This is a genomic window from Massilia jejuensis (genome assembly GCF_042656795.1).
Taxonomy (GTDB): Bacteria; Pseudomonadota; Gammaproteobacteria; order Burkholderiales; family Burkholderiaceae_D; genus Telluria; species Telluria jejuensis.
Map to the genome: position 1 here is coordinate 1 of NZ_JBHSMS010000062.1, position 22,196 is coordinate 22,196.

Annotated in this window: 20 protein-coding genes and 1 other RNA gene; 8 read left to right on the forward strand and 13 right to left on the reverse strand. The window is 66.4% G+C overall.

The window, feature by feature from the left end; translation table 11 throughout:
• Window positions 1-68: 68 nt before the first annotated feature.
• Together ggt and ACFPOU_RS18755 are read right to left on the reverse strand one after the other, a co-directional pair.
• A complete protein-coding gene (gene ggt, locus ACFPOU_RS18750) occupies window positions 69-1,835 on the reverse strand; it encodes a gamma-glutamyltransferase (protein ID WP_379724744.1) in 1,767 nt (588 codons plus the stop codon).
• Window positions 1,832-2,236, reverse strand: a complete 405-nt coding sequence (locus ACFPOU_RS18755) for a hypothetical protein (RefSeq protein WP_379724747.1) — start codon at window positions 2,234-2,236, stop codon at window positions 1,832-1,834. Before ACFPOU_RS18755 ends, ggt begins: the two co-directional genes overlap by 4 nt.
• 144 nt (window positions 2,237-2,380) lie before the next feature.
• Between ACFPOU_RS18755 and pstS the strand changes: the two genes are divergently transcribed.
• The 4 genes from pstS (at window position 2,381) to ACFPOU_RS18775 (ending at window position 7,002) form a co-directional block, all read left to right on the forward strand.
• Window positions 2,381-3,424, forward strand: coding sequence for a phosphate ABC transporter substrate-binding protein PstS (gene pstS / locus ACFPOU_RS18760; protein ID WP_379724750.1), 1,044 nt, complete (start codon window positions 2,381-2,383; stop codon window positions 3,422-3,424).
• Window positions 3,425-3,742: 318 nt separating this feature from the next.
• Window positions 3,743-4,804 carry a quinoprotein dehydrogenase-associated SoxYZ-like carrier gene (locus tag ACFPOU_RS18765; protein WP_379724753.1) on the forward strand — a complete coding sequence of 354 codons (1,062 nt, stop codon included), beginning with the start codon at window positions 3,743-3,745 and terminating at the stop codon, window positions 4,802-4,804.
• Window positions 4,805-5,734, forward strand: coding sequence for a quinoprotein relay system zinc metallohydrolase 2 (locus ACFPOU_RS18770; RefSeq protein WP_379724756.1), 930 nt, complete (start codon window positions 4,805-4,807; stop codon window positions 5,732-5,734).
• A gap of 2 nt (window positions 5,735-5,736) precedes the next feature.
• Window positions 5,737-7,002 (forward strand): NAD(P)/FAD-dependent oxidoreductase, encoded by a 1,266-nt coding sequence (locus tag ACFPOU_RS18775; protein ID WP_379724759.1) that lies wholly within the window; start codon window positions 5,737-5,739, stop codon window positions 7,000-7,002.
• A gap of 105 nt (window positions 7,003-7,107) precedes the next feature.
• Here ACFPOU_RS18775 and rpoH read toward each other — a convergent pair whose 3' ends face one another.
• The 4 genes from rpoH to ftsY form a co-directional block, all read right to left on the reverse strand.
• The gene (gene rpoH, locus ACFPOU_RS18780) at window positions 7,108-8,001 is read right to left on the reverse strand and encodes an RNA polymerase sigma factor RpoH (RefSeq protein ID WP_379724763.1); all 894 of its coding nucleotides are present in this window, start codon (window positions 7,999-8,001) and stop codon (window positions 7,108-7,110) included.
• A 535-nt stretch (window positions 8,002-8,536) separates the two neighbouring features.
• On the reverse strand, window positions 8,537-9,457 hold the full coding sequence (gene ftsX, locus ACFPOU_RS18785) for a permease-like cell division protein FtsX (RefSeq protein WP_379724766.1): 921 nt from the start codon (window positions 9,455-9,457) through the stop codon (window positions 8,537-8,539).
• The gene (locus ACFPOU_RS18790) at window positions 9,454-10,128 is read right to left on the reverse strand and encodes a cell division ATP-binding protein FtsE (RefSeq protein ID WP_379724769.1); all 675 of its coding nucleotides are present in this window, start codon (window positions 10,126-10,128) and stop codon (window positions 9,454-9,456) included. The genes ftsX and ACFPOU_RS18790 overlap by 4 nt, the downstream gene beginning before the upstream one ends.
• A gap of 20 nt (window positions 10,129-10,148) precedes the next feature.
• Window positions 10,149-11,276, reverse strand: coding sequence for a signal recognition particle-docking protein FtsY (gene ftsY, locus ACFPOU_RS18795; protein ID WP_379724772.1), 1,128 nt, complete (start codon window positions 11,274-11,276; stop codon window positions 10,149-10,151).
• 283 nt (window positions 11,277-11,559) lie between these two features.
• Here ftsY and ACFPOU_RS18800 point away from each other — a divergent pair, with 283 nt between their 5' ends.
• Window positions 11,560-11,859, forward strand: a complete 300-nt coding sequence (locus tag ACFPOU_RS18800) for a hypothetical protein (RefSeq protein WP_379724775.1) — start codon at window positions 11,560-11,562, stop codon at window positions 11,857-11,859.
• Between the two features lie 34 nt (window positions 11,860-11,893).
• Here the strand turns inward: ACFPOU_RS18800 and ACFPOU_RS18805 are convergent, their stop codons facing one another.
• From ACFPOU_RS18805 to ACFPOU_RS18825, 5 genes are all read right to left on the reverse strand, one after another.
• Window positions 11,894-12,655: a DUF4261 domain-containing protein gene (locus ACFPOU_RS18805; RefSeq protein ID WP_379724778.1), complete on the reverse strand. Its 762-nt coding sequence runs from the start codon at window positions 12,653-12,655 to the stop codon at window positions 11,894-11,896.
• A 273-nt stretch (window positions 12,656-12,928) separates the two neighbouring features.
• Window positions 12,929-13,735 (reverse strand): hypothetical protein, encoded by an 807-nt coding sequence (locus ACFPOU_RS18810; protein ID WP_379724781.1) that lies wholly within the window; start codon window positions 13,733-13,735, stop codon window positions 12,929-12,931.
• Window positions 13,725-14,402, reverse strand: a complete 678-nt coding sequence (locus tag ACFPOU_RS18815; RefSeq protein WP_379724784.1) for a hypothetical protein — start codon at window positions 14,400-14,402, stop codon at window positions 13,725-13,727. The genes ACFPOU_RS18810 and ACFPOU_RS18815 overlap by 11 nt, the downstream gene beginning before the upstream one ends.
• Window positions 14,402-15,562, reverse strand: coding sequence for a sialidase family protein (locus ACFPOU_RS18820; protein WP_379724787.1), 1,161 nt, complete (start codon window positions 15,560-15,562; stop codon window positions 14,402-14,404). The genes ACFPOU_RS18815 and ACFPOU_RS18820 overlap by 1 nt, the downstream gene beginning before the upstream one ends.
• A 230-nt stretch (window positions 15,563-15,792) precedes the next feature.
• On the reverse strand, window positions 15,793-17,505 hold the full coding sequence (locus ACFPOU_RS18825; RefSeq protein ID WP_379724790.1) for a thiamine pyrophosphate-binding protein: 1,713 nt from the start codon (window positions 17,503-17,505) through the stop codon (window positions 15,793-15,795).
• 143 nt (window positions 17,506-17,648) lie between these two features.
• Here ACFPOU_RS18825 and rnpB point away from each other — a divergent pair.
• An RNA gene (gene rnpB / locus ACFPOU_RS18830) (RNase P RNA component class A) lies at window positions 17,649-17,998 on the forward strand.
• A 26-nt stretch (window positions 17,999-18,024) separates the two neighbouring features.
• Window positions 18,025-19,512 carry a glycerol kinase GlpK gene (gene glpK, locus ACFPOU_RS18835; RefSeq protein WP_379724793.1) on the forward strand — a complete coding sequence of 496 codons (1,488 nt, stop codon included), beginning with the start codon at window positions 18,025-18,027 and terminating at the stop codon, window positions 19,510-19,512.
• A 97-nt stretch (window positions 19,513-19,609) separates the two neighbouring features.
• Here glpK and ACFPOU_RS18840 read toward each other — a convergent pair whose 3' ends face one another.
• Both ACFPOU_RS18840 and ACFPOU_RS18845 read right to left on the reverse strand, forming a co-directional pair.
• A complete protein-coding gene (locus ACFPOU_RS18840) occupies window positions 19,610-20,308 on the reverse strand; it encodes a fumarylacetoacetate hydrolase family protein (RefSeq protein ID WP_379724796.1) in 699 nt (232 codons plus the stop codon).
• A 67-nt stretch (window positions 20,309-20,375) separates the two neighbouring features.
• Window positions 20,376-21,326 (reverse strand): AAA family ATPase, encoded by a 951-nt coding sequence (locus ACFPOU_RS18845; RefSeq protein WP_379724799.1) that lies wholly within the window; start codon window positions 21,324-21,326, stop codon window positions 20,376-20,378.
• Between the two features lie 440 nt (window positions 21,327-21,766).
• On the opposite strand from ACFPOU_RS18845, the gene mraZ reads away from it, so the two are divergent.
• Entirely contained in the window at window positions 21,767-22,195 is a 429-nt protein-coding gene (gene mraZ / locus ACFPOU_RS18850; protein WP_379724802.1) for a division/cell wall cluster transcriptional repressor MraZ, read from the forward strand.
• The last annotated feature ends 1 nt before the right edge of the window (window position 22,196 follow it).

Genomic DNA, 22,196 nt, shown 5'->3' on the forward strand with positions numbered 1-22,196 from the left:
AACTTCCTCGCTGCCGTGACCGTGGCAACAATTATGTTATGGCTCCTATGAACTCAGTCAGACACGCCCTAGTGCCCCTTGCGCTGCACCAGCGCGCTGCCTACCCCATGGCGCCGGCCTTCGCTGACCGCCGTCACGGTGCCGTCCGGGTTGAAGACGAGCGCATTGGCGGCGCCGATTTCCTCTGGCGTCGCTTCCCAGGTGTGCCCGAACGCTTCCAGGGCGCGCGCCTGCGCCGAGCCGGCGAAGCCCGGCTCGACCGAGGTAGCGGCGCCGTTGCGCTCGGACAGGCGCGGGGCATTGATCGCCGCATCCATCGGCATGCCGAAGTCGACATGGTTGACGATTGTCTGCAGCACGGTGGTGATGATGGTCGAGCCGCCCGGGCTGCCGATGGTGAACGCCGGCTTGCCGTCCTTCAGGGCGATGGTCGGCGCCATGCTGCTGCGCGGACGCTTGCCCGCTTCCGGCACGTTCGGGCGCGGGCCGGAGAAATCGAAATCGGTCATCTCGTTATTGAGCAGGAAGCCATAGCCCGGCACCACGATGCCGCTGCCGCCCCAGGATTCGATGGTGAAGGTGTAGGAGACCACATTGCCGTCCTTGTCCGACACCGTGAAGTGGGTGGTGTGGGCGTTTTCCTTTTGCAGCGGGCGCGCTTGCGGGCGCAGCGGGATGCTCTGGTCCTCCTGGTACGCGTACGGGTCGCCGGCAGCGACGCTGGCAGCGGCGCGTTTCGGGTCGATCGCCGTGCGGCGCTGCGCCGCGAACGCTTTCGAGAGCAGGCCCGCCACCGGCGCATCGACGTATTCCGGGTCGGCCAGGTAGGCGTTGCGGTCGGCAAAGGCGAGACGGCTCGCTTCCAGGTAGAGGTGCTCGGCGTCGGCACGCGGCATCGCCTTGAGGTCGTAGCCCTCCAGGATATTGAGCGCCTCGGCCACCGTCACGCCGCCGCTGCTCGGCAGCGGCATGCCGTAGAGCGCATAGCCGCGGTAGGTGCTGGCGACCGGCTGGCGGATGCGCGCTTCGTAGTTGGCGAGGTCGGCCAGCGTCATCTTCCCGGCGCGTACGCCCGCGCCGCCCGCCACCGGCGGCCTGTTGACCGCGTCGACGATGGCGCGCGCCATCGGCCCCGTGTAGAAGGCGCGCTGGCCGCGGGCGGCGATCTCGCGGTAGGCCTTGGCCATGCCGGGATTGCGCAGCATGGTGCCGGCCGGGAGCGCCTTGCCGTCCCTTAGGTAAAGGGCGCTGGTCGTACCGAACTGCTGGAATTTCCTTTCATTTTCGCGCGTCAGGCGAGAGAAAATGTCGGTCACGGTGAAGCCTTGGTTGGCGACGTCGATGGCCGGCGCCAGCACCTGCTTGAAATTCATCGTGCCGTAGCGTTCCAGCGCCTCGTGCCAGCCACGCACCGTGCCCGGCACGCCGACGGCCGCGCCGCTGGCCACGGCCGTGTCGAAATCGATCTCCTTGCCGTTCTCCAGGAAGGTCGCCGGAGTGAAGGCGGCGGGCGCCGTTTCGCGGTGGTCGATCGTGATCACGCGCTTGTCCTTGGCCAGGTAAATCACCATGAAGCCCCCGCCGCCGATGCCGCAGCTGAACGGGTCGGTCACGCCCAGCGTCGCCGCCGCGGCCACGGCCGCGTCGATCGCGTTGCCGCCCTTGTCGAGGATGGCCAGGGCCGAGCGCGAAGCCTGTTCGCTGATGGTGGCGACCGCGCCGCCGGTGCCGGTGGCGACCGGCGTTTTGGCGAGCGCCAGCGGCGCGTGCAGGATGATCGAGAGGGTGAGGGTGCAGTTCAGGATGCGAGTGCGGGCGGTTGCGGATCGGGTCATGGAGTAGGCAAGGTCGGCGTAAGGCGGAGGGTGGCGCGGTAAACGATGGGGATGCCGGGCGCGGCCGGCGCGGGAAGCGCGGCTTCGTCGAGCAGGATGCGGCGCCCGGCCAGGGCCTGCGGTGCGGCGTCAAGCTGTCCGGGCGTGAGGGTGAAGGTGTCGGGCGCGGCGGCGCCTGCGCGGATGCTGAAGCGGTAGCGCAGCGCGCCGGCCCGGACGCAGCGCATGCCGGGCGGACAGCGGCTGTCGTCGACCGCTTCGAAGACGAGGGTGACGCCCGGCGCCACGTCGACGGCCTGGCCGCGTTCGAGCGTGAACGCGGCGCCCGGAATGGACGCGGCCGGCGCGGCGCAGGCGGCCAGCGTGGCGCAGAAAACGGGCAGGGCGGCGAGATGGCGCATCGGCAAAAGGCTCGTGTCGGTAGCCCGAGCATAACAAAAAGGCCACGGCGGCGGCGCGAATGCTCGCGTCATGCGCCTGTCATATTGGCTGGCTAGACTGCATCCATCACTTCAACGAACCGAGCCACCCGGAGCCAGCACAAAATGAAAAGCAAGCACATGTTTAAAACGATGGTCGCCGCTGCCGCCGCCGCGTTCGCGATGTCCTCCTCGTTCGCCGCCGACGTGACCGGCGCGGGCGCCACCTTCCCGTACCCGATCTACGCCAAGTGGGCCGAGATGTACAAGGCAGCCACCGGCACCGGCATGAACTACCAGTCGGTCGGCTCGGGTGCGGGCATCAAGCAGATCAAGGCGAAAACCGTCGACTTCGGCGCCTCGGACATGCCCTTGAAGGCGGCCGAGCTGGACGAGGCGGGCCTGATGCAGTTTCCGGCCATCATGGGCGGCGTGGTCGCGGTCGTCAACGTCGCAGGCCTGGCGCCGGGCCAGCTCAAGCTCACCGGCCCGGTCCTGGCCGACATCTATCTCGGCAAGATCAGCAAATGGAACGCGCCGGAAATCGCCGCGCTGAATCCTGGCGTCAAGCTGCCGGGCGACGACATCACCGTCGTGCACCGCGCCGACAGCTCGGGCACTTCCTTCCTGTTCACCGATTACCTGTCGAAAACGAGCCCGGAATTCCAGAGCAGGATCGGCGCCGGCACGGCCGTGAAATGGGCCACCGGCATCGGCGGCAAGGGCAACGAAGGCGTCGCCGCCAACGTCCAGCGCATCAAGGGGTCGATCGGCTACGTCGAGTGGGCCTACGCCAAGAAGAACAAGCTGTCGCATACCCAGCTGAAGAACAAGGACGGCCAGTTCCTGCAGCCTGACGACGAACATTTCAAGGCCGCCGCCGCCAGCGCCGAGTGGACCAGGACGCCGGGCTTCGCCGTGGTCCTGACCGACGCCGCCGGCAAGAACAGCTGGCCGATCACGGGCGTGTCCTACATCCTGATGCACAAGTCCCAGGCCGATGCCGCCAAGGGCAAGGAAGTCGTCAAGTTCTTCGACTACGCCTACAAGAACGGCACCGCCGCCGCCGCCGAACTCGACTACGTGCCGATGCCGGCGTCGGTCGTCAAACTGGTGCAGGGCGCGTGGAAAGCCCAGCTCAAGGATGCATCGGGTGCGGCAATTTATTGATGCACGAGCGGGCACCAGCCCGCGCTAGCGATAAGTCCGTTTGGCGGCGATCTTCGCGAGGATCGCCGTTTTTTTGTAACTAATAAGGCTGGGGTCAAGTCTGACATTCGGACATTTAAGGCTGGGGTCAAGTCTGACATTCGGACATTTGCTCTCGATTTTGACCTGTCCACAGCTGGCACTAGGCTGAATGGAGAGCGAAATTATGGCTGAGTTCGTGTCCGAATGACAGACCTGACACCGGCCTTCGTTATGGCTGAGTTCGTGTCCGAATGACAGACCTGACACCGGCCTTCGACATGACACCAGCCGTTCTGTATGACACCGGCTTTCGACACCGGCCTTCTGACACCGGCTTTCCGGCCTTTCCCGGAGTTATTGCTGAGCTCGTGTCTGAATGACAGACCTGACACCAGCCGTTCTGTATTTTTTCCGGCGACACAGCACACGATTCAAACAACGCAGTGCATGGGTTATAGTCCTCCTGAGGGCAAAGCCATTGGAGACGTGCGCGCTTTGCCGGGCTGCGTTGGCATCTACGCCTGGATAAAGGTTGATGTGATGAACATTCGTCTGCAAGGTTTGCATCACGCGTTTTATTGCTTGGGCCTGTCGATGCTGGCGCTTGCGGCCGGCGCGCAAGAAGCCCGGGCCCAGGCCATGCCGGACTCCTGGGCCGCATTCCAGCAAGCGCGCTTTCCCGGCAAGACACTCGAAGCGGCGCCCTTCATCCGCTTGACTGCACCCGCGCGCGCGGCCAGCGGCGAGCAGGTGCCGTTCGCGTTCAGCATCGATCACCCGATGACGGCAAGCCGGTACATCAAGTCCGTTACCCTGTTCGTCGATGCCAATCCGGTGCCCCTGACGGCAGTGTTTCACTTCTATCCGCAAAGCGGCAAGGCCGAACTTGCCACGCGCATCCGCTTTGAATCCGATTCGCCGGTGCATGTCGTTGCCGAAGCGAACGACGGCAGGGTGTACGTGAATTCCACGACCGTGAGGGCGTCCGGCGGTTGCGGCGGCACGACGCCGGGCGACAACGCGGCGGCGATGGCCGCCGCCGGGAAGATGAAGCTCGCGCTCGACGGACCCTTCAAGCGCGGCGAAGTCAACAAGGCTCGCCTGCTGATCAAGCATCCGATGTACACCGGCTTGCAGCGCGACCTGAACACGCACGGTTACCGGCCGGCGTTTTTTATCGACAAGGTCGAGGTCACCTACAATGGCATGCCGGTACTCACCGCCGATACGGCGATCGGCATCAGCGAAGATCCGTACATCGGCTTCGGCTTCGTCGCCGACCAGCCCGGCGCCCTGCAAGTGCTCATCCGCGACAACGCCGGCGCCACCTTCCGCCAGTCGCTCGCCGTCGGAGGCTAGGTGCGGCGCCTGCTGCTGGCCTGGCTGCTCGTGGCCGCTGCGCAGGCCGGCGCGGCGCCGTTGCGCGTCGAGCAAGTCGCGCCCGGCGTGTACGTGCACAGCGGGCAGCACAAGGATTTCGAGGACGGCTATGACGGCGATATCGCCAACATCGGCTTCGTGGTCGGCAGCGAGGCGGTCGCGGTCATCGATACGGGCGGCTCGTATGCCGTCGGCCTGGCCTTGAAGCAAGCGCTGCGCGCCATTACCCGCCTGCCGATCCGCTATGTCATCAATACGCACGGACATCCCGATCACGTCTTCGGCAACGCGGCCTTCATCGAGGCCGATGCCACCACGCCCGGCGCCCAGCCGCGCTTCATCGGTCACGCCATGCTGGCGCAGGCCCTGGCCGCGCGTGGCGACGCCTACCTGCGCAATCTGAAACAGCAACTGGGCGGCGCGGCCGACAGGAGCACGCTGATCGGCCCCGGCGAGACCGTGCGCGATCGCCTGGTCCTCGACCTCGGCCGGCGCAAGCTGGAACTGACAGCCTGGCCCAGCGCGCATACCAACAACGATGTGAGCGTGTTCGACGCCGCCAGCGGCACGCTGTGGACGGGCGACCTGCTGTTCATCGAGCGCACGCCCGCCATCGATGGCGATGTCGCGGGTTGGCTCGCCGCCATGGAGGCACTGGAAAAAGTACCGGCCATCGTCACCGTCCCCGGGCACGGCCCCGCGACCCGCGACAAGCGCGCGGCGCTGGACCGGCAGCGCCGCTACCTGGAGACCTTGCTGCGCGACGTACGTACCAGCATCCGGCACGGTACCGACATGACCGACACGATGACAGAGGCGGCCGCGTCCGAACGAACGCGCTGGCAACTGTTCGACGTCGTCAACCGCCGCAACGTCAACTTGCTGTACCCGGCCCTGGAATGGGAGTGAGGATGCGCAGGCGCGCTGTCCTCGAACTGGCACTGGCCGCGTCGGCCTGGTCGGCCATGGCCGCGGCGTTCGGCAAAGGACGCCATGCGCGCCAGGCGTCGCTCGGGCGCGTGGTCGTCGTCGGCGCCGGCTTCGGCGGCGCGACCGCGGCCAAGTACCTGCGCGTCCTGAGCGGCGGGCGCATCGAGGTCATCCTGGTCGACGAGAACCCCCATTTCATTTCCTGCCCCGTCAGCAACCGCGTGCTAGGTGCCCAGCGTACCCTTGCGCAACTGACCTTTGGCTACGACGCGTTGCGGCTGCAGCATGGCGTCCAATACATGCGCGCCCGCGTGACGGCGATCGACGCCGACAAGGCGCACATCGTGATGGCGGGTAACAAGCTGTCGTACGACCGGCTCGTCGTCGCCCCCGGTATCGATTTCATCCACGACGCCTTGCCCATGCCGGCCGACGCCTGGCGACAGATTCCCCATGCCTGGAAAGCGGGGCCGCAAACGCGCACCCTGCAGCGCCAGCTCATGGCCATGCCCGATGGCGGCGTCTTCACGATCGTGGTGCCGGCACAGCCTTACCGCTGTCCGCCCGCGCCCTACGAGCGCGCCTGCCAGGTCGCGTGGTATCTGAAAACGCACAAGCCCCGCTCCAAGGTCGTGGTGCTCGACGCCAATCCCGTCATCACCTCGAAACGCGCCTTGTTCGAACGGGCCTGGCGAGACTTGTATCCAGGCATGATCGACTACCTGCCCGGCAGCGAATTGCAGGGGGTGGACGTGGCGACGAAGACCGTCAGGACCGCCTTCGACACGGTCAGGTCGAACGTGCTCAACATCATTCCGCCCCAGCGCGCAGGCAAGATTGCACAAGCGTGCGGCCTGGCCGATGGCGAGGGGGGCTGGTGCGAGGTCGATTTCGTCTCGTACGCCTCGAAGGTCTTGCCAAGTGTCCATGTCATTGGCGATGCGATCGAATCGGGCTTGCCCAAGTCGGCGCACATGGCCAACGCCCAGGCGAAGATCTGCGCACGCGCCATCGTCGACTCGATGCTGGGACAAGCGCCCGACCCGGCGCCGGCCTTTGCCAACACCTGCTACAGCTTTATCGACGACAGGCAGGCGATGCATATCTCGACACTGTACCGCTACGACGCGGCAACGAAGAGCATGCTGGCCGGCGGCGCCAGCGTCCTGTCGGAGCAGCCGTCGGCACGGGAGGGCGACGACGCCGATGCCTGGGCACGGCGGATCTGGGCCGATACGTTGAACTAGCTACTGGGGCAGCGCCCGCACATCGGCCCGGCGCGCGCTGCGCATGCCCGAAAAAAAAAGCAGCCCGCGCGGGGCTGCCGTGTCCTGCATGCCGCCTGGCGCGTGTTACACGAACGCCGCCAGCGCACCTTTCATCTTCTTCAGGGCCGCCGATTCGATCTGGCGAATCCGCTCGGCCGACACGCCGAACTCTTCGGCCAGCGTGTGCAGCGTCGCACCCGAGCCATCGTCGTTCGCCAGCCAGCGCGCTTCGACGATGCGGCGCGAACGCGGGTCGAGCTTGCCCAGCGCCGTCTCTAGGCCTTCGGACTGCAGGCGCGTGACCTGCTCGGCCTCGAGCACGCGGGTCGGCTCCTGCTGGTCCGACGACAGGTAGGCGATCGGCGAAAACTTGTCGTCTTCGTCGTCGGTCGGCGCTTCCAGGGCGATGTCGCGCCCCGAGAGGCGGGTTTCCATCTCGATCACTTCCTCGCGCTTGACGTCGAGCATCTTCGCCAGGTCGTCGACCTGGGTCGGGGTCATCGCGTCCAGGCCGACCTTATTGCTGCGCAGGTTGAAGAACAGCTTGCGCTGGGCCTTGGTCGTGGCGACCTTCACCAGGCGCCAGTTCTTCAGGATGTATTCGTGCATCTCGGCCTTGATCCAGTGCATCGCGTACGACACCAGGCGCACACCCTGGTTCGGGTCGAAACGCTTCACGGCTTTCATCAGGCCGATATTGCCTTCCTGGATCAGGTCGGCGTGCGGCAGGCCGTAGCCGAGGTAGCCGCGCGCAATCGACACGACCAGGCGCAGGTGCGACAGCACGAGTTTTTGCGCGGCATCGAGATCGTTCGCTTCCCGCAGCCGCTTTGCCAGCGAAACCTCTTCCTCGTGGGTCAGCATTGGCAGGCGGTTGACGGCGGAAATATACGCGTCGATGTTACCGAGATTGCCAGTGAAACCGAGGTTCAGGGCACGACTGCTGGCCGGGACCAATGCGGATTGTGCGGACATCATAATTTTCCTCGTAAAATAATCTTTACTGCATCGTCATCGGAGCCGGGACATCCCGGCGGCTGACCGCACGCACAACGTCAACTGCGTGCCGGATGCATCTCAGACCTTGTTTACCTTCGCTTGAGCACCTATATTAGCACTCCCCATGGGAGAGTGCCAGCGACCCCACGGAAAGCTCGGGCCGTTTAAGTTTCATTAAAGTATTTCTTTAAGGAATCGAAAAAACATCTGCTTTACTGTAAAGGTGACCTTTGCATAACTATTGATATGCATCAAATGTGCCGGGCTGCGCTAACGGTCTGGAAGCAGGTTACGGGCCGTAGCGGCCTGCTTTCTGTTAGTTGGCGCACCTAGCATGGCCTTCGGCGCCTGCATGCGCGATTGTCTGGCGCGGCGGCGGCATGCATGCCTACAAGGCAGAATGTGAACAGGTGCCGCGGCCCGCATCATGGGCCCGTTTGAACGTGCCGAACGGGAAAAAAGAAACGGGTGATCGGCCTCGGCCATATCACCCGTTTTTCCCTGGCAAGCGCGGTCAGCGCATGCGCGCCAGGTGCCGCTGCACCGACAGCAAGGCCCCGAGCAAGCCGAGGCCTGCACTGATGGCGAGCAGGCCGCCCAGCTCCAGCGCGCCGAGCGGCGCGAGCTGGAATTCGGAGGCATACAGCCGCGCGAACTCGGCAATGGCCCCGTTCAGCGGCTGCAAGGCCAGCGTCACCGCGCCCAGGGCCACCGCGCCCGCGCACAGGCCGAGCAGGGCGCCCGTATAGTAGAACGGGCGGTGGATGAAGTTATCGGTCGCGCCCAGCAGCTTGGAGACGGCGATTTCCTCGCGCTGGGTCAGCACCTGCAGGCGGATCGTGTTGAACACGACCGCGATCACGACCACCCCCAGCGTGATGGCCAGCAGCAGCAGGGCCAGGCGCAGGATGCCGAGCAGGGCCGCCAGGCGTTTCACCCAGGCCGAGTCGACTTGCACGGTATCGACCTGCGCCAGCGCACCCATCTGCTCGACCAGGGCGTCGATGCGCGCCGCATCGGGCGTGTCGTTGACGCCCTCGAGCGTCATCACATAACTGTCGGGCAGGGGATTGTCGCCCAGCGTGTCGAGGGCCGCGGACAGGCCGCTGCGCTCCTTGAGGTCGTCGAGCGCCTGTTCGCGCGGCACGAAGACGATGCGGGCATTGCTGCCCTGCAGTATCTGGCGCAACTGCGGTTCGAGCGACTGCGCTTGTTCCCGCGTGGCGCCCGGTTTCACGAACAGGCTCACCTCGGGATCGACCGAGAGCTGCTCCGACATCGGCCGCACGTTGTCGAGCAGGGTGATGCCGGCGAACGGCAGCGCCAGCGCGACCGCCACCACCAGCACGTTGAACAGGAAACTGCCCGGCGACTTGCGCAGGTGGCTCAGCGCCGCGCCGAGGGCGAAGCGGTGCTCGCGCAGCCACGGGCTCATGCCGCACCCCCGGTAGGCGCGTGCGGCACGAGCGCGCCATGCTCGAGCCGGATCACGCGCGCCGCGCCGTCGAGCACTTGCTCGTCGTGGGTCGAGATCAGGCAAGTCACGCCGACCGAGTGGAAAGCGCGCAAGGCATCGAGCACCTTGTCGGCCGCCACCCGGTCGAGATTGGCGGTCGGCTCGTCGGCCAGGATGATCCGCGGGCGGTTGACGATGGCGCGCGCGATCGCCACGCGCTGCTGCTCGCCGCCGGACAATTCCAGCGGATGCGCCTTGGCCCGGTCGAGCAGGCCGACCTTGTCGAGGGCGGCACGCGCGCGCTGCTCGGCGCCTGCCTTCGGCGCGCCCGAGACCAGCAGCGGCAGCATCGTATTGGCCAGGATGGTACGGTCGTTCAGCAGGCGCTGGTGCTGGAAGATCAGGCCGAGTTTGCGGCGCAGGAAGGGGATGCCGGGCTTTTTCAGCATGCCGATGTCCTGGCCGAACACGATCACGCGACCGCTGCTGGGACGCTCGATGGCGGCGATCATCTTCATCAGCGTCGACTTGCCGGCCCCGGACGGGCCGGCCAGGTACACCAGTTCGCCCTTGTCGATGTTCAGGGACACCTCGCGCAGGGCGGTGGCATCGGCGCAATATTGCTTGGAAACTGAGTGGAATTCGATCATCGGCTCGTCGTTCTTGTGTCTTAACCCAGCAGCGCTTCGACGAACTCTTGCGCATCGAAGGGTTGCAGGTCGTCCAGCTTTTCGCCGACGCCGATGAAATACACCGGCACCGGCCGCGTGCGCGCGATCGCGGCCAGCACGCCGCCCTTGGCTGTGCCGTCGAGCTTGGTGATGACCAGGCCCGTCAGCTGCAGCGCGTCGTCGAAGGCCTTCACTTGCGCCAGCGCGTTCTGCCCCGTATTGCCGTCGATGACGAGCAGCAGTTCGTGCGGCGCGCCCGCCATGCCCTTGCCGATCACGCGCTTGATCTTCTTCAGCTCTTCCATCAGGTGCAGCTGGGTCGGCAGGCGGCCGGCGGTGTCGACCATGACGACGTCCACGCCACGCGCCTTGCCCGACTGCACCGCGTCGAAGGCCACGGCCGCCGGGTCGCCCGAAGCCTGCGAGATCACGGTGACGTTGTTGCGCTGGCCCCAGACCATCAATTGCTCGCGCGCCGCGGCGCGGAAGGTGTCGCCGGCGGCCAGCAGCACCGATTGCTCCGAGCGCTGCATGTGCTTGGCAAGCTTGCCGATGGTGGTGGTCTTGCCGGCGCCGTTGACGCCGGCAATCATCATCACCAGCGGCTCATGGCGGCCCAGTTCGAGCGGCTTTTGCAAAGGCTGCAGCATCTCGATCATCAGCGTTTTGAGCGCGGCCTTGACGGCGGCGGCGTCCAGCAGCTTGTCTTCCTTGACCTTGCGCCGCAGGCTGTCGAGCAGGAACTGGGTCGCGTCCATGCCGGCATCCGACATCAGCAATGCCGATTCGAGTTCCTCGTACAGGTCTTCGTCGATGCGGGCGCCGACGAACAGCAGCGACAGGTTGTTCGAGGTCTTGGACAGGCCGGCCTTCAGGCGCGTCATCCACGACCGTTTTTTTTCCGCTTCGGTGGTCGGGCGTTCGGCGGTTTCTTCGATGAAGAGGTCGGTCCCCGGCTCGGTGTGCAGGATCGGTGCCGGAGCCGGCGTGACTACCGGTGCGGCGGGCGGCGCGGCGGGCGCGCGCACGGAGGCGGGAGCAGGAGCGGGCGCCGGAGGCGCCGCTGCAAGCTCGACCTCGGCCGGCGTCTCGGGGGCGGCTTTTTTTCTCTTGAAAAAACTGAACATGGATTGAGTGGTGGCGGGTAGTGCATGCACATGCCGGGTTCGTTCACCGGCACGACGAAATGGGTCGCGCGTATTCTACCAGAGGGAGGTACTGACGAATCGGCAATGAACGGCGGGCGCGTGAGGCGCCACCCGTGCGCAAACGCGACAGTTCGGCTGCCGGCCCCGGCGGCCGTTCAACGACCTGGAGTGCGCCCGTCGTTCGTCTATCGTGCGCACTGGCGGGCCGGTGCGCGCCGGTCTAGAGTCGACCCGATGCCATCACCGGTAGAAAGGAGAGTGTATGCCATTACCGACACGCCCATGCCGCCTGGCCGGCGGAAACCGCGGGCTCGGCCTTGCCGCCTGGCTGTTCATCGCGCTTGTCGCGCTCTTCCTGACGCACCCCACGGCGGAGCAGCACAGCGTGTTCGAGGGGCCATTGCCGCTGCCGGCCGAACTCGAGCCGCTGTTGCCGGCCCCCGTACTCGACTGGAAAAGAGCCTGCATGCCGGCAAACAGAACCGCGGGCGGTGCAGGGCGGCGGGCGTGCCCCGGTGCGAGCACGGCAAGCACCCAAGCACCGCAGCCGGGGACATTCTGATTCCTGGCCAGTCCTGCGTGGAGCCGGCTGCCTTCTACTGCCGGTTGCGGGTCCACCAGTTGCCCTTTTTTTCCTGGGCGACCGGACTGAGGCGCCAGGCGCCGTAGGGGTTGTTGAACAGCGAGCCCGGGCCATAGTCGATGGGCGCGACCTGTTCGACGCGGTAGACCTGCTTGCCTTCGCTGACCGAAAACGTGTGGCCGTCGGCCAGCTGCGGCGCGTGTTCCAGCAGGTAGCGCGTGAAGAAACGCAGCATGTCGGCCGCCCCGGTCTTGTCGTCCGCGCTCGTGATCGCCTCGGGCAAGCCGAAGTTGTGCATGCCGCACGAATAGACGTCGGCGCCGGCCACGTAGACGACCAGTGCGCGGTGCGAGGTGAGGGCGTCGAGCTGCTCGCACATGTCGATCCAGTAAGCCGGGGCATGGGCGATGCCGGTGCTGTCGATCTTCACGCCCTGGCCGCCGGCATCGATGACCGCCGCGGCGGCGCGCATCATCGCATCGGCCGCCGCGCGCGAGCCGCCCGGTCCGACCAGGTAGGCAACCGTCGTATGGAAGGCGATGTCGGCCATCGCTTCGGTGGCGGCCCAATGCGGGCCGGCCCTGGCAAAATCGGTTGCCAGTTCCGGATCGGCCCGTTGCAGCACGAGTTCGCAGGCAAAGCCGGTCTCGGTGTCGCGCAACAGGGTTCCATCGAGGATATAACCGGTGCCGCTGGCGAGGATTTCGGCGGCCAGGGCGCTGCTGCTCTCCCATGGGCCGGGAATGCACAAGACCACTTCTGGGGTGTTGCTCACGGTGCTAGCTCTCCTCATTATTCTACGTCGGCGCCCGCCAGGAGCGCTTGATTGCTGTGTACGGCATGCCGCGGCGAAACGGCTGCGTTCGCAAGCCGCGCCAGCATGCCCGTCGAACAGCATAGCCTGTTCGGCAAAATGGTGCTTTTAACAATCGGGCAGGGGTGTGGGGGTATGCAGGCTGCCTGGCGAGCCGGGAAAGCGGGGGGAACTTTCGGCGGCGCCCGTGCCGGGCGCGGGGAGCGGCGTGCACGTGCACGCCGGGTCGCGTCGTCAGGCGCCGGCGGCGCCCGCGCCCGCGCTCAGCAGCCATGCCACCAGCAGCAGGAAGCCCATCGCCATCGCGAACAGGATGGCGACGCGGCGGCCGGTGGCGCCGTGCTCGAACAGGGCCGGCTTGTCGTAACTGAAACCGGCGAAATACGCATAGAACACCGTCGCCAGATAATGCACGGCGCCGAAGGTCTCGCCCAGTTCGCCCTTGCGCGGATGCTCGATCAGCAGGTGCGACAATGCCACCAGCACCACGTAGACGATGGAAGCGCCGAGCGGCGGCAGGTACAGGCCCATCCGTTCGATCCAGTGCCGCAGGGCCGGGCGCGAGCGCGCCAGGAAGGGCAGCACCAGATTATGGGTCAGGCCGGCGATCAGGATCAGTTTCAGCAGCACCGTCTTGTGCAGGCTGCCGCTGCCCATCGCCAGGTTGTGCAGGTTGGTTTCGGCCTGACGGTTATTTTCGACAAAGAACTCGGGCGAGGCGACCTTCAGCACGCGCTGGAACCAGCTGATCTCTTCGAGGGCGGCCAGCGCCACCAGCGCGCTCAGGCCGGCCAGCACCAGCAGCGCGAAGGCCGAGGTGGCCGGATCGTGGCGGCGTTCGGCGAAGACAAAGGCCAGCATGCCGGCAATGACCGTAAAGCACAGAAATTGCAACCATTCGACGATGCCGTCCTCGCCCAGCAGGCGCCACAGTGCCTTGGCATCCGGTCCCGACCATGCCAAGGCAAGTGCCAGCAGGAAGACATTGATGGCGACCGCCATGAGGATGACGGGATGTGACTGCCATTTCTTATTTGTCACGCACTTGCTCCTTACTGATTGAAAATGGTTCGATGGGCAAAGCCGCGCGCTGCGGGGCGCGGACCGCGCGGCGCCAGCCGCGCCTGCACAGCGCCGCCAGTGCCCAGCCCCACAGCAGCGGGTCGAGGACCGCATCCCACAGGTTGCCGGTCGGCAGGCGGAGCAGACTGAACAACACGAATGCGCCGAACAGGGCCGGGGCTTCGCGCCCGCCATGCCCGCGCAGGAGCGCCAGCGCACAGCCGGCCGCGCCAAGCAGGGCCAGGGCCGGCGCCGCGGTCGGGCCGAAGCCCGCATGGTAGAGCCCGAGCGAGAGCCAGCCGATCGCGTCCAGGTACAGCGCCGTGCCCGCCACGGCGAGAACGGCGGCGAGCGGGGTCGACATGAAGCTGCGCGGGGCCGCGCCCCGCCAGCGCGCGCACAGGCTGAGCAGGCACAGGCCCAGCAGCAGGCCGCTCGGATACTGGAGCGCCAGGCCCAGCCAGTACGCGGGCGAGGCCTTGCCGGGCAGCGCCATCAGCAAGCCGCAGGCGGCCGGCACCAGGACGGCCGCGGAGCGCGGCAGCCGCCATGATCGCGGCAGCAGGGCCAGCAGCAGGGCGGCCAGCACGGCGGTCCACCCCAGCCTTCCGTAGACGATTTGCCAGGCGAGATCGGGCAGCTGCATCAGATCTCGTCCCCGATCCGGATACGGTAGGCGTGGTAGGCAATCGCCTGGCGCTGGTGGGTATAGGTCACGTGCAATTCGTCGCCGGACTGGTGCATGGCCGGGTAGGAAAATTCATCGCCCGCCTTGCCGCTGGCGATGTCGTCGATCGTGCGCCAGGCGTGGCCGTCTTTCGAGATCGACAGGCGCAGGATGCTGCGCGCGGAGCCGCCGGCGGCGACATGGTTGTGCAGCATCAGGATGTCGCCGCTGCTCAGGCGGGTGGCCGCGAGCGAGGTACTGTGATTGGGCAAGTCGAGCGCCGGCAAGTCTTTCCAGCTGGCGCCGCCATCGTGGCTGTAGGCGTGCTGCACCCGCTGCTCGGCGCTCGCATCGCGCATCCAGGCCCGCACTTCCTTGTCCGACATCGGCACCAGCGCGGGCTGGAGCGTCGACATGCGCGCCCCGATCCGCTGCAGGCGGGTCGGCTCGCCCTGGGCGTCGAAAGCCATCAGCATCGGATACTTGATCCCGAGTTCGAAGTACACCGGCAGCCACCAGCCGCCGTCGGACAAGGCGATCGGCGCATTGCGCACCAGCACGCTGGTATTGAGCAGGGGCGAGAGGGGGAGCAGGCGGCGCACGGTGAAACTGGCGCCGGCATCGGGCGAAACCAGGTGCACGATGCGCGAGGCGGCCCAGCCGCCCAGGCCGGTGGCCACCACATACAGGTTGACCTGGCCGTCCGGGGCCGTCCAGGCGACCGGGTTGCCGATGCGCCGCACGCCGAAGCCGAGCGCCCGTCCAAGCGAATCGCGGCTTGCCACTTCCCAGGGCGCGCTCCATTTGCCGTCGCGCGAGCGGGCCGCGTAGACCTTGACGTCGGGACCGCTTTCACGGCTGCCGGCCCACCAGAAGGCCAGCATGCCGCCCGGTATTTTTGCGAGCGAACTCGCGTGCGCCGAGGGCGTATTGTCCGGCATCGGAATGAGCGACCTCGACAGTTCAGTCACGACCACCCGTCCGCTGGCATCGCTTGCCGGCGCCGTCAGCGTGGCCGGCGAGGGCGCCGCACGCGTCCAGCGCAGGGCTTCGGCGCCGGCCGCGGCAAGCAGGGCCAGGATGCAGACGGCAAGGATACGGTAGCGGCTGTATAGGGGTAAGGTAGCGGGACGTTGCATTATTGTCGGGAGGAGCAGACGAACAGCCAGCGCATGCCTGGGTGTTTCCAGTCGGCAGGCCGCCTTCGAAAGGCACCCCTTGCGGATGCGTTCTCAAATGAGCTGAAAGGGAGGATTCTAACCGAACTGAAGTTTTAGAAAATAAATTGCCGAATTTTTAGCAGCGGTCCGGCCCGCCTACCACGACGAAGCCCCTGGCGGGCAGGGGCTTGCGGATGGAAACCGGGGCGTCAACCTGCTTTCGCCGCCTGCGCCGCCTGGCGCAAGGTCTCCAGCGTGGCGTTCGGCGTGATCAGGTTGCCGTCGTAGCGCAGCTCGATCAGCGCCGGCAAGCCCTTGCCGTTCGCATGCGCCAGCGCCCGCTCCAGGGCCGGAGCGAAGTCGGCCGTCTTGCCGACGCGCTCGCCGTGCGCGCCATAGGCCTGCGCCAGCGCGGCGAAATCCGGATTGTGCAGGGTGGTGCCCGAGACGCGGCCTGGGTAGGTTTTTTCCTGGTGCATGCGGATCGTGCCGAACATGCTGTTGTTGAAGACGAGGATGACGACGCCCGCCCGGTACTGCACGGCGGTGGCCAGCTCCTGGCCGGTCATCATGAATTCGCCGTCGCCGGCGAAAGTCACGACGGTGCGGCGCGGCTCGACGATCTTCGCCGCCACGCCCGAGGGCACGGCGTAACCCATGGCGCCGTTGGTCGGCGCCAGCTGCGTGCGCATGCCGCCGTAGCGGTAGAAGCGGTGCGCCCAGGAGGCGTAATTGCCGGCGCCGTTGGTGACGATGGCGTCGCGCGGCAGCGCGGCCATCAGGTCCTGCACCACTTGCCAGAGGTCGAGCGGAGCCGGGGTGGAATCGGCAGCGTCGGCGAAGACCGGCGGCTGCGCCTGGAAGGCGGCCAGGTCGGACTTCGCCTCGGCCACCGTGTGGCGCCAGGCGCCGGCGTCGACCGGCTCCATGGCGGCCAGCATCGCGCTGACCTGCGGCGCGCCGCTGGCGATCATCAGGTCGGCCTGGTAGACGCTGCCCAGTTCTTCGGGATCGGCGTGGATGTGGACCAGGCGCTGGGCCGGGACCGGCGAGGCGAGCAGGGTGTAGCCGCCGGTCGTCATCTCGCCCAGGCGCGGGCCGATGGCGATGACCAGGTCGGATTGCTTGACGCGCGCGGCCAGCTTCGGATTGATGCCGATGCCGACGTCGCCGATGTAGTTCGGATGCGCGTTGTCCAATAAATCCTGGAAGCGGAAGGTGCAGGCCACCGGCAGCGCGTTGGCTTCGGCGAAGGCTTGCAGGTCGGCGCAGGCTTGCGCATTCCAGGTGCCGCCCCCGAGGAGGACGATCGGGCGCTGCGACTCGGCCAGCATGCCGCGCAGGGTCTCGATCTGGGCCGGGGAGGGCGCGGCCTGCACCGGCTGGTAGCGGCGGGTGTCGGCCACTTGCGCCGTCTCGACCAGCATGTCTTCCGGCAGCGCCAGCACCACCGGGCCCGGACGGCCGCTGGTGGCGACCTGGAAGGCGCGCGCGATGTATTCGGGGATGCGGTCGGCGCGGTCGATTTGCGCCACCCATTTCGCCATCTCGCCGTACATGCGGCGGTAGTCGATTTCCTGGAAGGCTTCGCGGTCGACGAAGTCGTTGCCGACCTGGCCGATGAACAGGATCATCGGCGTCGAGTCCTGATAGGCGGTGTGCACGCCGATCGAGGCGTTGGTCGCGCCCGGACCGCGCGTGACGAAACAGATGCCTGGCCTGCCGGTCAGCTTGCCGTAGGCCTCGGCCATGAAGGCCGCGCCGCCTTCCTGGCGGTTGACGACGAAGCGGATCTCGGAATCGTGCAGTGCGTCGAGCACGTCGAGATAGCTTTCGCCGGGCACGCCGAAGGCGGTGTCGACGCCGTGGATGTGCAATGCGTCGACCAGGATCTGGCCGCCGGTACGGGAAGGGTGCGTCATGTGTCGGTCATCCTTGGAGGTTGGGCCGGGCCAGGCCGGCATCGTGGCATTCTATGCAATCGATGCGGCCCGGGCTTTTCAAATGGCGACACCAAATTTCAGAAATCGCGGCCATGACCCCTATCGGTTACAATGTCGACCGTGAAGCAGGCCAGACAGCCGCTGGCTGGCACTCCCAAGGTGCCGGCGGGAGGAAGGTCCGGACTCCATAGAGCAGGGTGACGGTTAACGGCCGTCCGCCGAAAGCCCGGGTGCAAGCCCGGGTATAAGGCGAGGAACAGGGCCACAGAGACGAGCGTATTCAGTTACGGTGAAACGCGGTAACCTCCACTCGGAGCAATTCCAAATAGGCACGCGTTGATGTTGCTCGCGGAGCGTGCGGGTAGGAAGCTTGAGCGCCGGAGTAATTCGGCGCCTAGAGGAATGGCTGTCATAGGGGCGTCCCGCAAGGGAGACCACTACACAGAATCCGGCCTATCGGCCTGCTTTACACTGATTATTTTGCGCAAGGGGACCCAGGTGCCTCGATACGTCCTTGCTCTCGACCAGGGAACGACCAGTTCCCGCGCCATCCTGTTCGATCGCCAGGGGCAGGTCTTCGCCTGCGCCCAGCAGGAATTTCCCCAGCATTTTCCGCAGCCCGGCTGGGTCGAGCACGACGCGCTCGATATCTGGAACAGCCAGCTCGCCTGTGCGCGCCAGGTGCTGGCCGGCAGCGGCGTCCCCGCTTCCCAGGTCGCCGCCATCGGCATCGCCAACCAGAGGGAAACCACCGTCGTCTGGGACCGCGCCAGCGGCGACCCGGTCGCGCGCGCCATCGTCTGGCAGGACCGGCGCACCGCCGGCGCCTGCGACCGCCTGCGCGAAGCGGGCCACGCACGCCAGATCAGCCGCAGCACCGGCCTGGAGCTGGACGCCTACTTTTCCGCCACCAAGCTGCAATGGCTGCTCGACAACGTGCCCGGCGCGCGCGCACGCGCCGAACGCGGCGAATTGTGCTTCGGCACCATCGACAGCTGGCTCGCCTTCAAGCTGTGCGGGCGCCACGTTACCGATGTCAGCAACGCCTCGCGCACGATGCTCTACAACATCCACACGATGCGCTGGGATCCCTTCCTGCTCGACCTGTTCGGCGTGCCCGCGGCGATGCTGCCGGAAGTGGTGCGCAGCTCGGACCGGGTGGGCATGGCGATGGAAGAATGGTTCGGCCGGCCGATCCCGCTGTCGGGCATCGCCGGCGACCAGCAGGCCGCCACCTTCGGCCAGGCCTGCTACGACAAGGGGATGGTGAAAAACACCTATGGCACCGGCTGCTTCATGCTGATGCACGCCGGCTATGTGCCGCCGGTGTCGCGCAACCGGCTGCTGGCGACCATCGGGTGGAAGATCGACGGCCGCACCGATTACCTGTTGGAGGGCAGCGTGTTCATGGGCGGCGCCACGGTGCAGTGGCTGCGCGACGGCCTCGGCATCATCAAGGAGTCGAGCGAGGTCGAGGCGCTGGCGACCTCGGTGCCCGATTCCGGCGGCGTGATGCTGGTGCCGGCCTTCGTCGGCCTGGGCGCGCCGCACTGGGACCCGTATGCGCGCGGCACGATCGTCGGCATGACGCGCGGCACCACCGCGGCGCACGTCGCGCGCGCGGCGGTGGAAGCGATCGCCTACCAGAGCGCCGAATTGCTGGCGGCAATGCAAAAGGATGCCGCCTGCCCGGTGATGGAAGTGCGCGCCGACGGCGGCGCCGCGCGCAACGACCTGCTCATGCAGTTCCAGGCCGACTTGCTGGGCGTGCCGGTGGTGCGTCCGCTGGTGACCGAAACGACGGCGCTGGGGGCGGCCTACCTGGCGGGCCTGGCCGAAGGCTTCTGGGCCTCGCGCGAGGAAATCGGCGCCTTGTGGAAGGTCGAACGCCGCTTCGAGCCGGAAATGGCGTCCGACCTGCGCGCCGCGCTGCGGGCGCGCTGGGCGCGCGCGGTCGAGCATGCCAAGGGCTGGGCCGAGCACTGACACCGGAAATCGACGTGAATGCGGCAAGCCCGACCGACGCACCGGGCGCCGGAGCCGGCAGACGACGACACGTTAGTGTCCGGGTGAGTATCCGGACTTATCTTTCGACGATCTCCAGGTCGAATTCGTCCACGCCCGCCACTTCCCCATGCACCCGGTCGCCCGGTTTCAAGGCGCCGACCCCGCCCGGCGTGCCGGTGAAGATCACATCCCCCGGCGCCAGCGTCACCAGGCGCGACAGATGGCTGATGATGTCGGCGATCGGCCAGATCATCTCGTTCAGGCAGCCGTCCTGGCGCACTTCGCCGTTGACCAGGATGCGGATGCAGGCGTCCTCGGACGGGTGGCCGAAGGCGCTTACCGGGCGCAGCGGCGTGCAGGGCGCCGACGCATCGAAGCCTTTCGCCATGTCCCACGGCCGGCCCGCTTCCTTGGCCGCTGCCTGCAGGTCGCGCCGGGTCAGGTCGATGCCCACGCCATAGCCCCACACCTTGGCCAGGGCCTCGTCGGCCGGAATGTCGGCGCCGCCCGAGCGCAGGGCGACGACCAGCTCGATCTCGTGGTGCAGGTCGCTGGTGGCCGGCGGATAGCGCAGGGCGCCTTCGGCCGGCACCAGCGCGTCGGCCGGCTTGGCGAAGAAGAAGGGCGGTTCGCGCTCCGGATCGCTCCCCATCTCGCGCGCATGGGTCGCGTAGTTGCGGCCGACGCAGAACACGCGGCGGATCGGGAAGCGCGCGCTGCTGCCGAATACGGCAAGCGAGGGCGGCGCAGGAGGCGTGAAGGCGAATTCGGTCATGAGGCTCTCTGGTGGACGGTATCGCCCCATTATAAGTACCCGCTCGGGAATCGATGTGTTTTTGACTCTAGAAGCCAATTCGCCCGCGCCCCGCCGGCACCCGCAGCCGCACGTCGCCCGGCGCCACATGGCCGCGCCCCTCGGCCACCGCGTAGCCCAGGCTGTCGAGCAGGGTCTTGCGCAAGTCGCGCGGCGCGACCGGCGCCAGCCGGTCGAGCACGGCGTCGGCCAGCTGGGTGTCGAAGCCGGACAAGTTCAATTCCACCAGCAGCGCCGCATAGATGCGCTGGGCGATGCCGGCCGCCTGCGCCGGGGTCGGCGCCGGGACGTCGTAGACGGCCATGCGGTTGAGCAGCGGGGCCGGGATGCCCTCGGTCGAGTTGGCCGTCAGCACCCAGAAGATCTGGCTGGCATCGATCTCGACGTCGATGAATTCGTCGCGAAACGCCTTCGAGGTTTCCGGCTCCAGCAACTGGTAGAGGGCGGCCAGCGGATCGGACTGCGAGGAGCCGCTCGCCTTTTCGACTTCGTCGAGCACGACCACGGGATTGGCATACTGGCCGCGTACCAGGCGCTCGGCCACCTTGCCGCATTTGGCGCCGCGCCAGCTGGCCGAGCTGCCGGTGATGACGAAACCGGCGGAGAGGGCGTTCATGCTGATCAATTCGCAATCGGTGCCCATCGCGCGCGCCAGGCGCTTGGCGAAATGGGTCTTGCCGACCCCGGGGTCGCCCAGCAGCAGGATCGGCATCACGTTGAAACCCTTGTTGCCGGCATGGGCCAGGCGCAGATAGCGCGCCAGGTCGTCCAGCACGGCGTCGAAGTTCGGGCATTCCTCGAACAGCGGGGCGAGGGCGTCGATCGAGGAGGGGGTAGTGACGAAGCGCTCGGGCCCGGCGCCCAGCATGCGTTCGTAGAAGGCTTCGAGCTCGGGCGAGCGTCCGCGGCTACGCTCGAGCGCATCCTGCACGTCGAGCAGATCGTACACGGCACGGGTTCGGGCGATCGTGAGGCTCACCATCATCTCCTTGCTATATCACCAACTTCGGCCCGCGTTCGCCGAACAGCGGGCGATGAGAAATCCTAACCCGTCCCGCATGAATCCGCAATTTCCCGCTGTGCCGTGCGGGAGGGTCCCGCCGGAACGATCGATGCGAAAAAATTTTCCAGATTGCAACGATCGCGCTGACCTGTCTAGATGAGGTAAGACTTTCACACATTTACCTAAGTGCTTAATTTTCCGAGAGATTTTAACGCGACCATACTTCAGCGATGCGCGCTAAGTCCTTCATTTCATTAGCAAAATTCGGATTTTTCCTACGGGAATTCGCTTGACCAGTAACAACGCTTCCTCTAAAGTGGGAATCAGTGTGAAAAAGTGCAGTTTTGTGGGAGAAATTCAGGTCTCCCGGCGCGCAAAACAACTAAACTGATAACTCTCCAAAGCTAGGTATCTACGTGTTTCAAGGCGCGTCTGCGATCAATCTCGATGCGAAGGGCCGGATGTCGATTCCGGCAAAGCATCGTGACGCCCTCGCGCTGCAATGCGAAGGACGCCTCACGCTGACCCGCCATCCGCACGGCTGCCTGTTGTTTTTCCCCCGCTCGGTCTGGGAAACCCACCGCGAGCAGATTGCCGCCTGGCCCATGTCGGCCCGCGCCTGGCAGCGCATTTTCCTCGGTAACGCCTGCGATGTCGAGATCGACAGCGCCGGCCGTGTCCTGATCTCGCCCGAACTGCGCGCCGCTGTCGGCCTGGAAAAAGAAGTGATGATGCTCGGCATGGGCAGCCACTTCGAGATCTGGGATGCCGCCAGGCTGGCCGCCGATGAAGCATCCGCCATCGCCGGCGGCATGCCCGATGGCCTTTCGAATTTCTCTTTCTGAG

Bases quoted from the DNA above. Each gene is read 5' to 3' on its own strand.
- ggt (WP_379724744.1), bottom strand. From the start codon at position 1,835: ATGACCCGATCCGCAACCGCCCGCACTCGCATCCTGAACTGCACCCTC.
- ACFPOU_RS18755 (WP_379724747.1), bottom strand. From the start codon at position 2,236: ATGCGCCATCTCGCCGCCCTGCCCGTTTTCTGCGCCACGCTGGCCGCC.
- pstS (WP_379724750.1), top strand. From the start codon at position 2,381: ATGAAAAGCAAGCACATGTTTAAAACGATGGTCGCCGCTGCCGCCGCC.
- ACFPOU_RS18765 (WP_379724753.1), top strand. From the start codon at position 3,743: ATGACACCGGCTTTCGACACCGGCCTTCTGACACCGGCTTTCCGGCCT.
- ACFPOU_RS18775 (WP_379724759.1), top strand. From the start codon at position 5,737: ATGCGCAGGCGCGCTGTCCTCGAACTGGCACTGGCCGCGTCGGCCTGG.
- rpoH (WP_379724763.1), bottom strand. From the start codon at position 8,001: ATGATGTCCGCACAATCCGCATTGGTCCCGGCCAGCAGTCGTGCCCTG.
- ftsX (WP_379724766.1), bottom strand. From the start codon at position 9,457: ATGAGCCCGTGGCTGCGCGAGCACCGCTTCGCCCTCGGCGCGGCGCTG.
- ACFPOU_RS18790 (WP_379724769.1), bottom strand. From the start codon at position 10,128: ATGATCGAATTCCACTCAGTTTCCAAGCAATATTGCGCCGATGCCACC.
- ftsY (WP_379724772.1), bottom strand. From the start codon at position 11,276: ATGTTCAGTTTTTTCAAGAGAAAAAAAGCCGCCCCCGAGACGCCGGCC.
- ACFPOU_RS18800 (WP_379724775.1), top strand. From the start codon at position 11,560: ATGCCATTACCGACACGCCCATGCCGCCTGGCCGGCGGAAACCGCGGG.
- ACFPOU_RS18815 (WP_379724784.1), bottom strand. From the start codon at position 14,402: ATGCAGCTGCCCGATCTCGCCTGGCAAATCGTCTACGGAAGGCTGGGG.
- ACFPOU_RS18820 (WP_379724787.1), bottom strand. From the start codon at position 15,562: ATGCAACGTCCCGCTACCTTACCCCTATACAGCCGCTACCGTATCCTT.
- ACFPOU_RS18825 (WP_379724790.1), bottom strand. From the start codon at position 17,505: ATGACGCACCCTTCCCGTACCGGCGGCCAGATCCTGGTCGACGCATTG.
- ACFPOU_RS18840 (WP_379724796.1), bottom strand. From the start codon at position 20,308: ATGACCGAATTCGCCTTCACGCCTCCTGCGCCGCCCTCGCTTGCCGTA.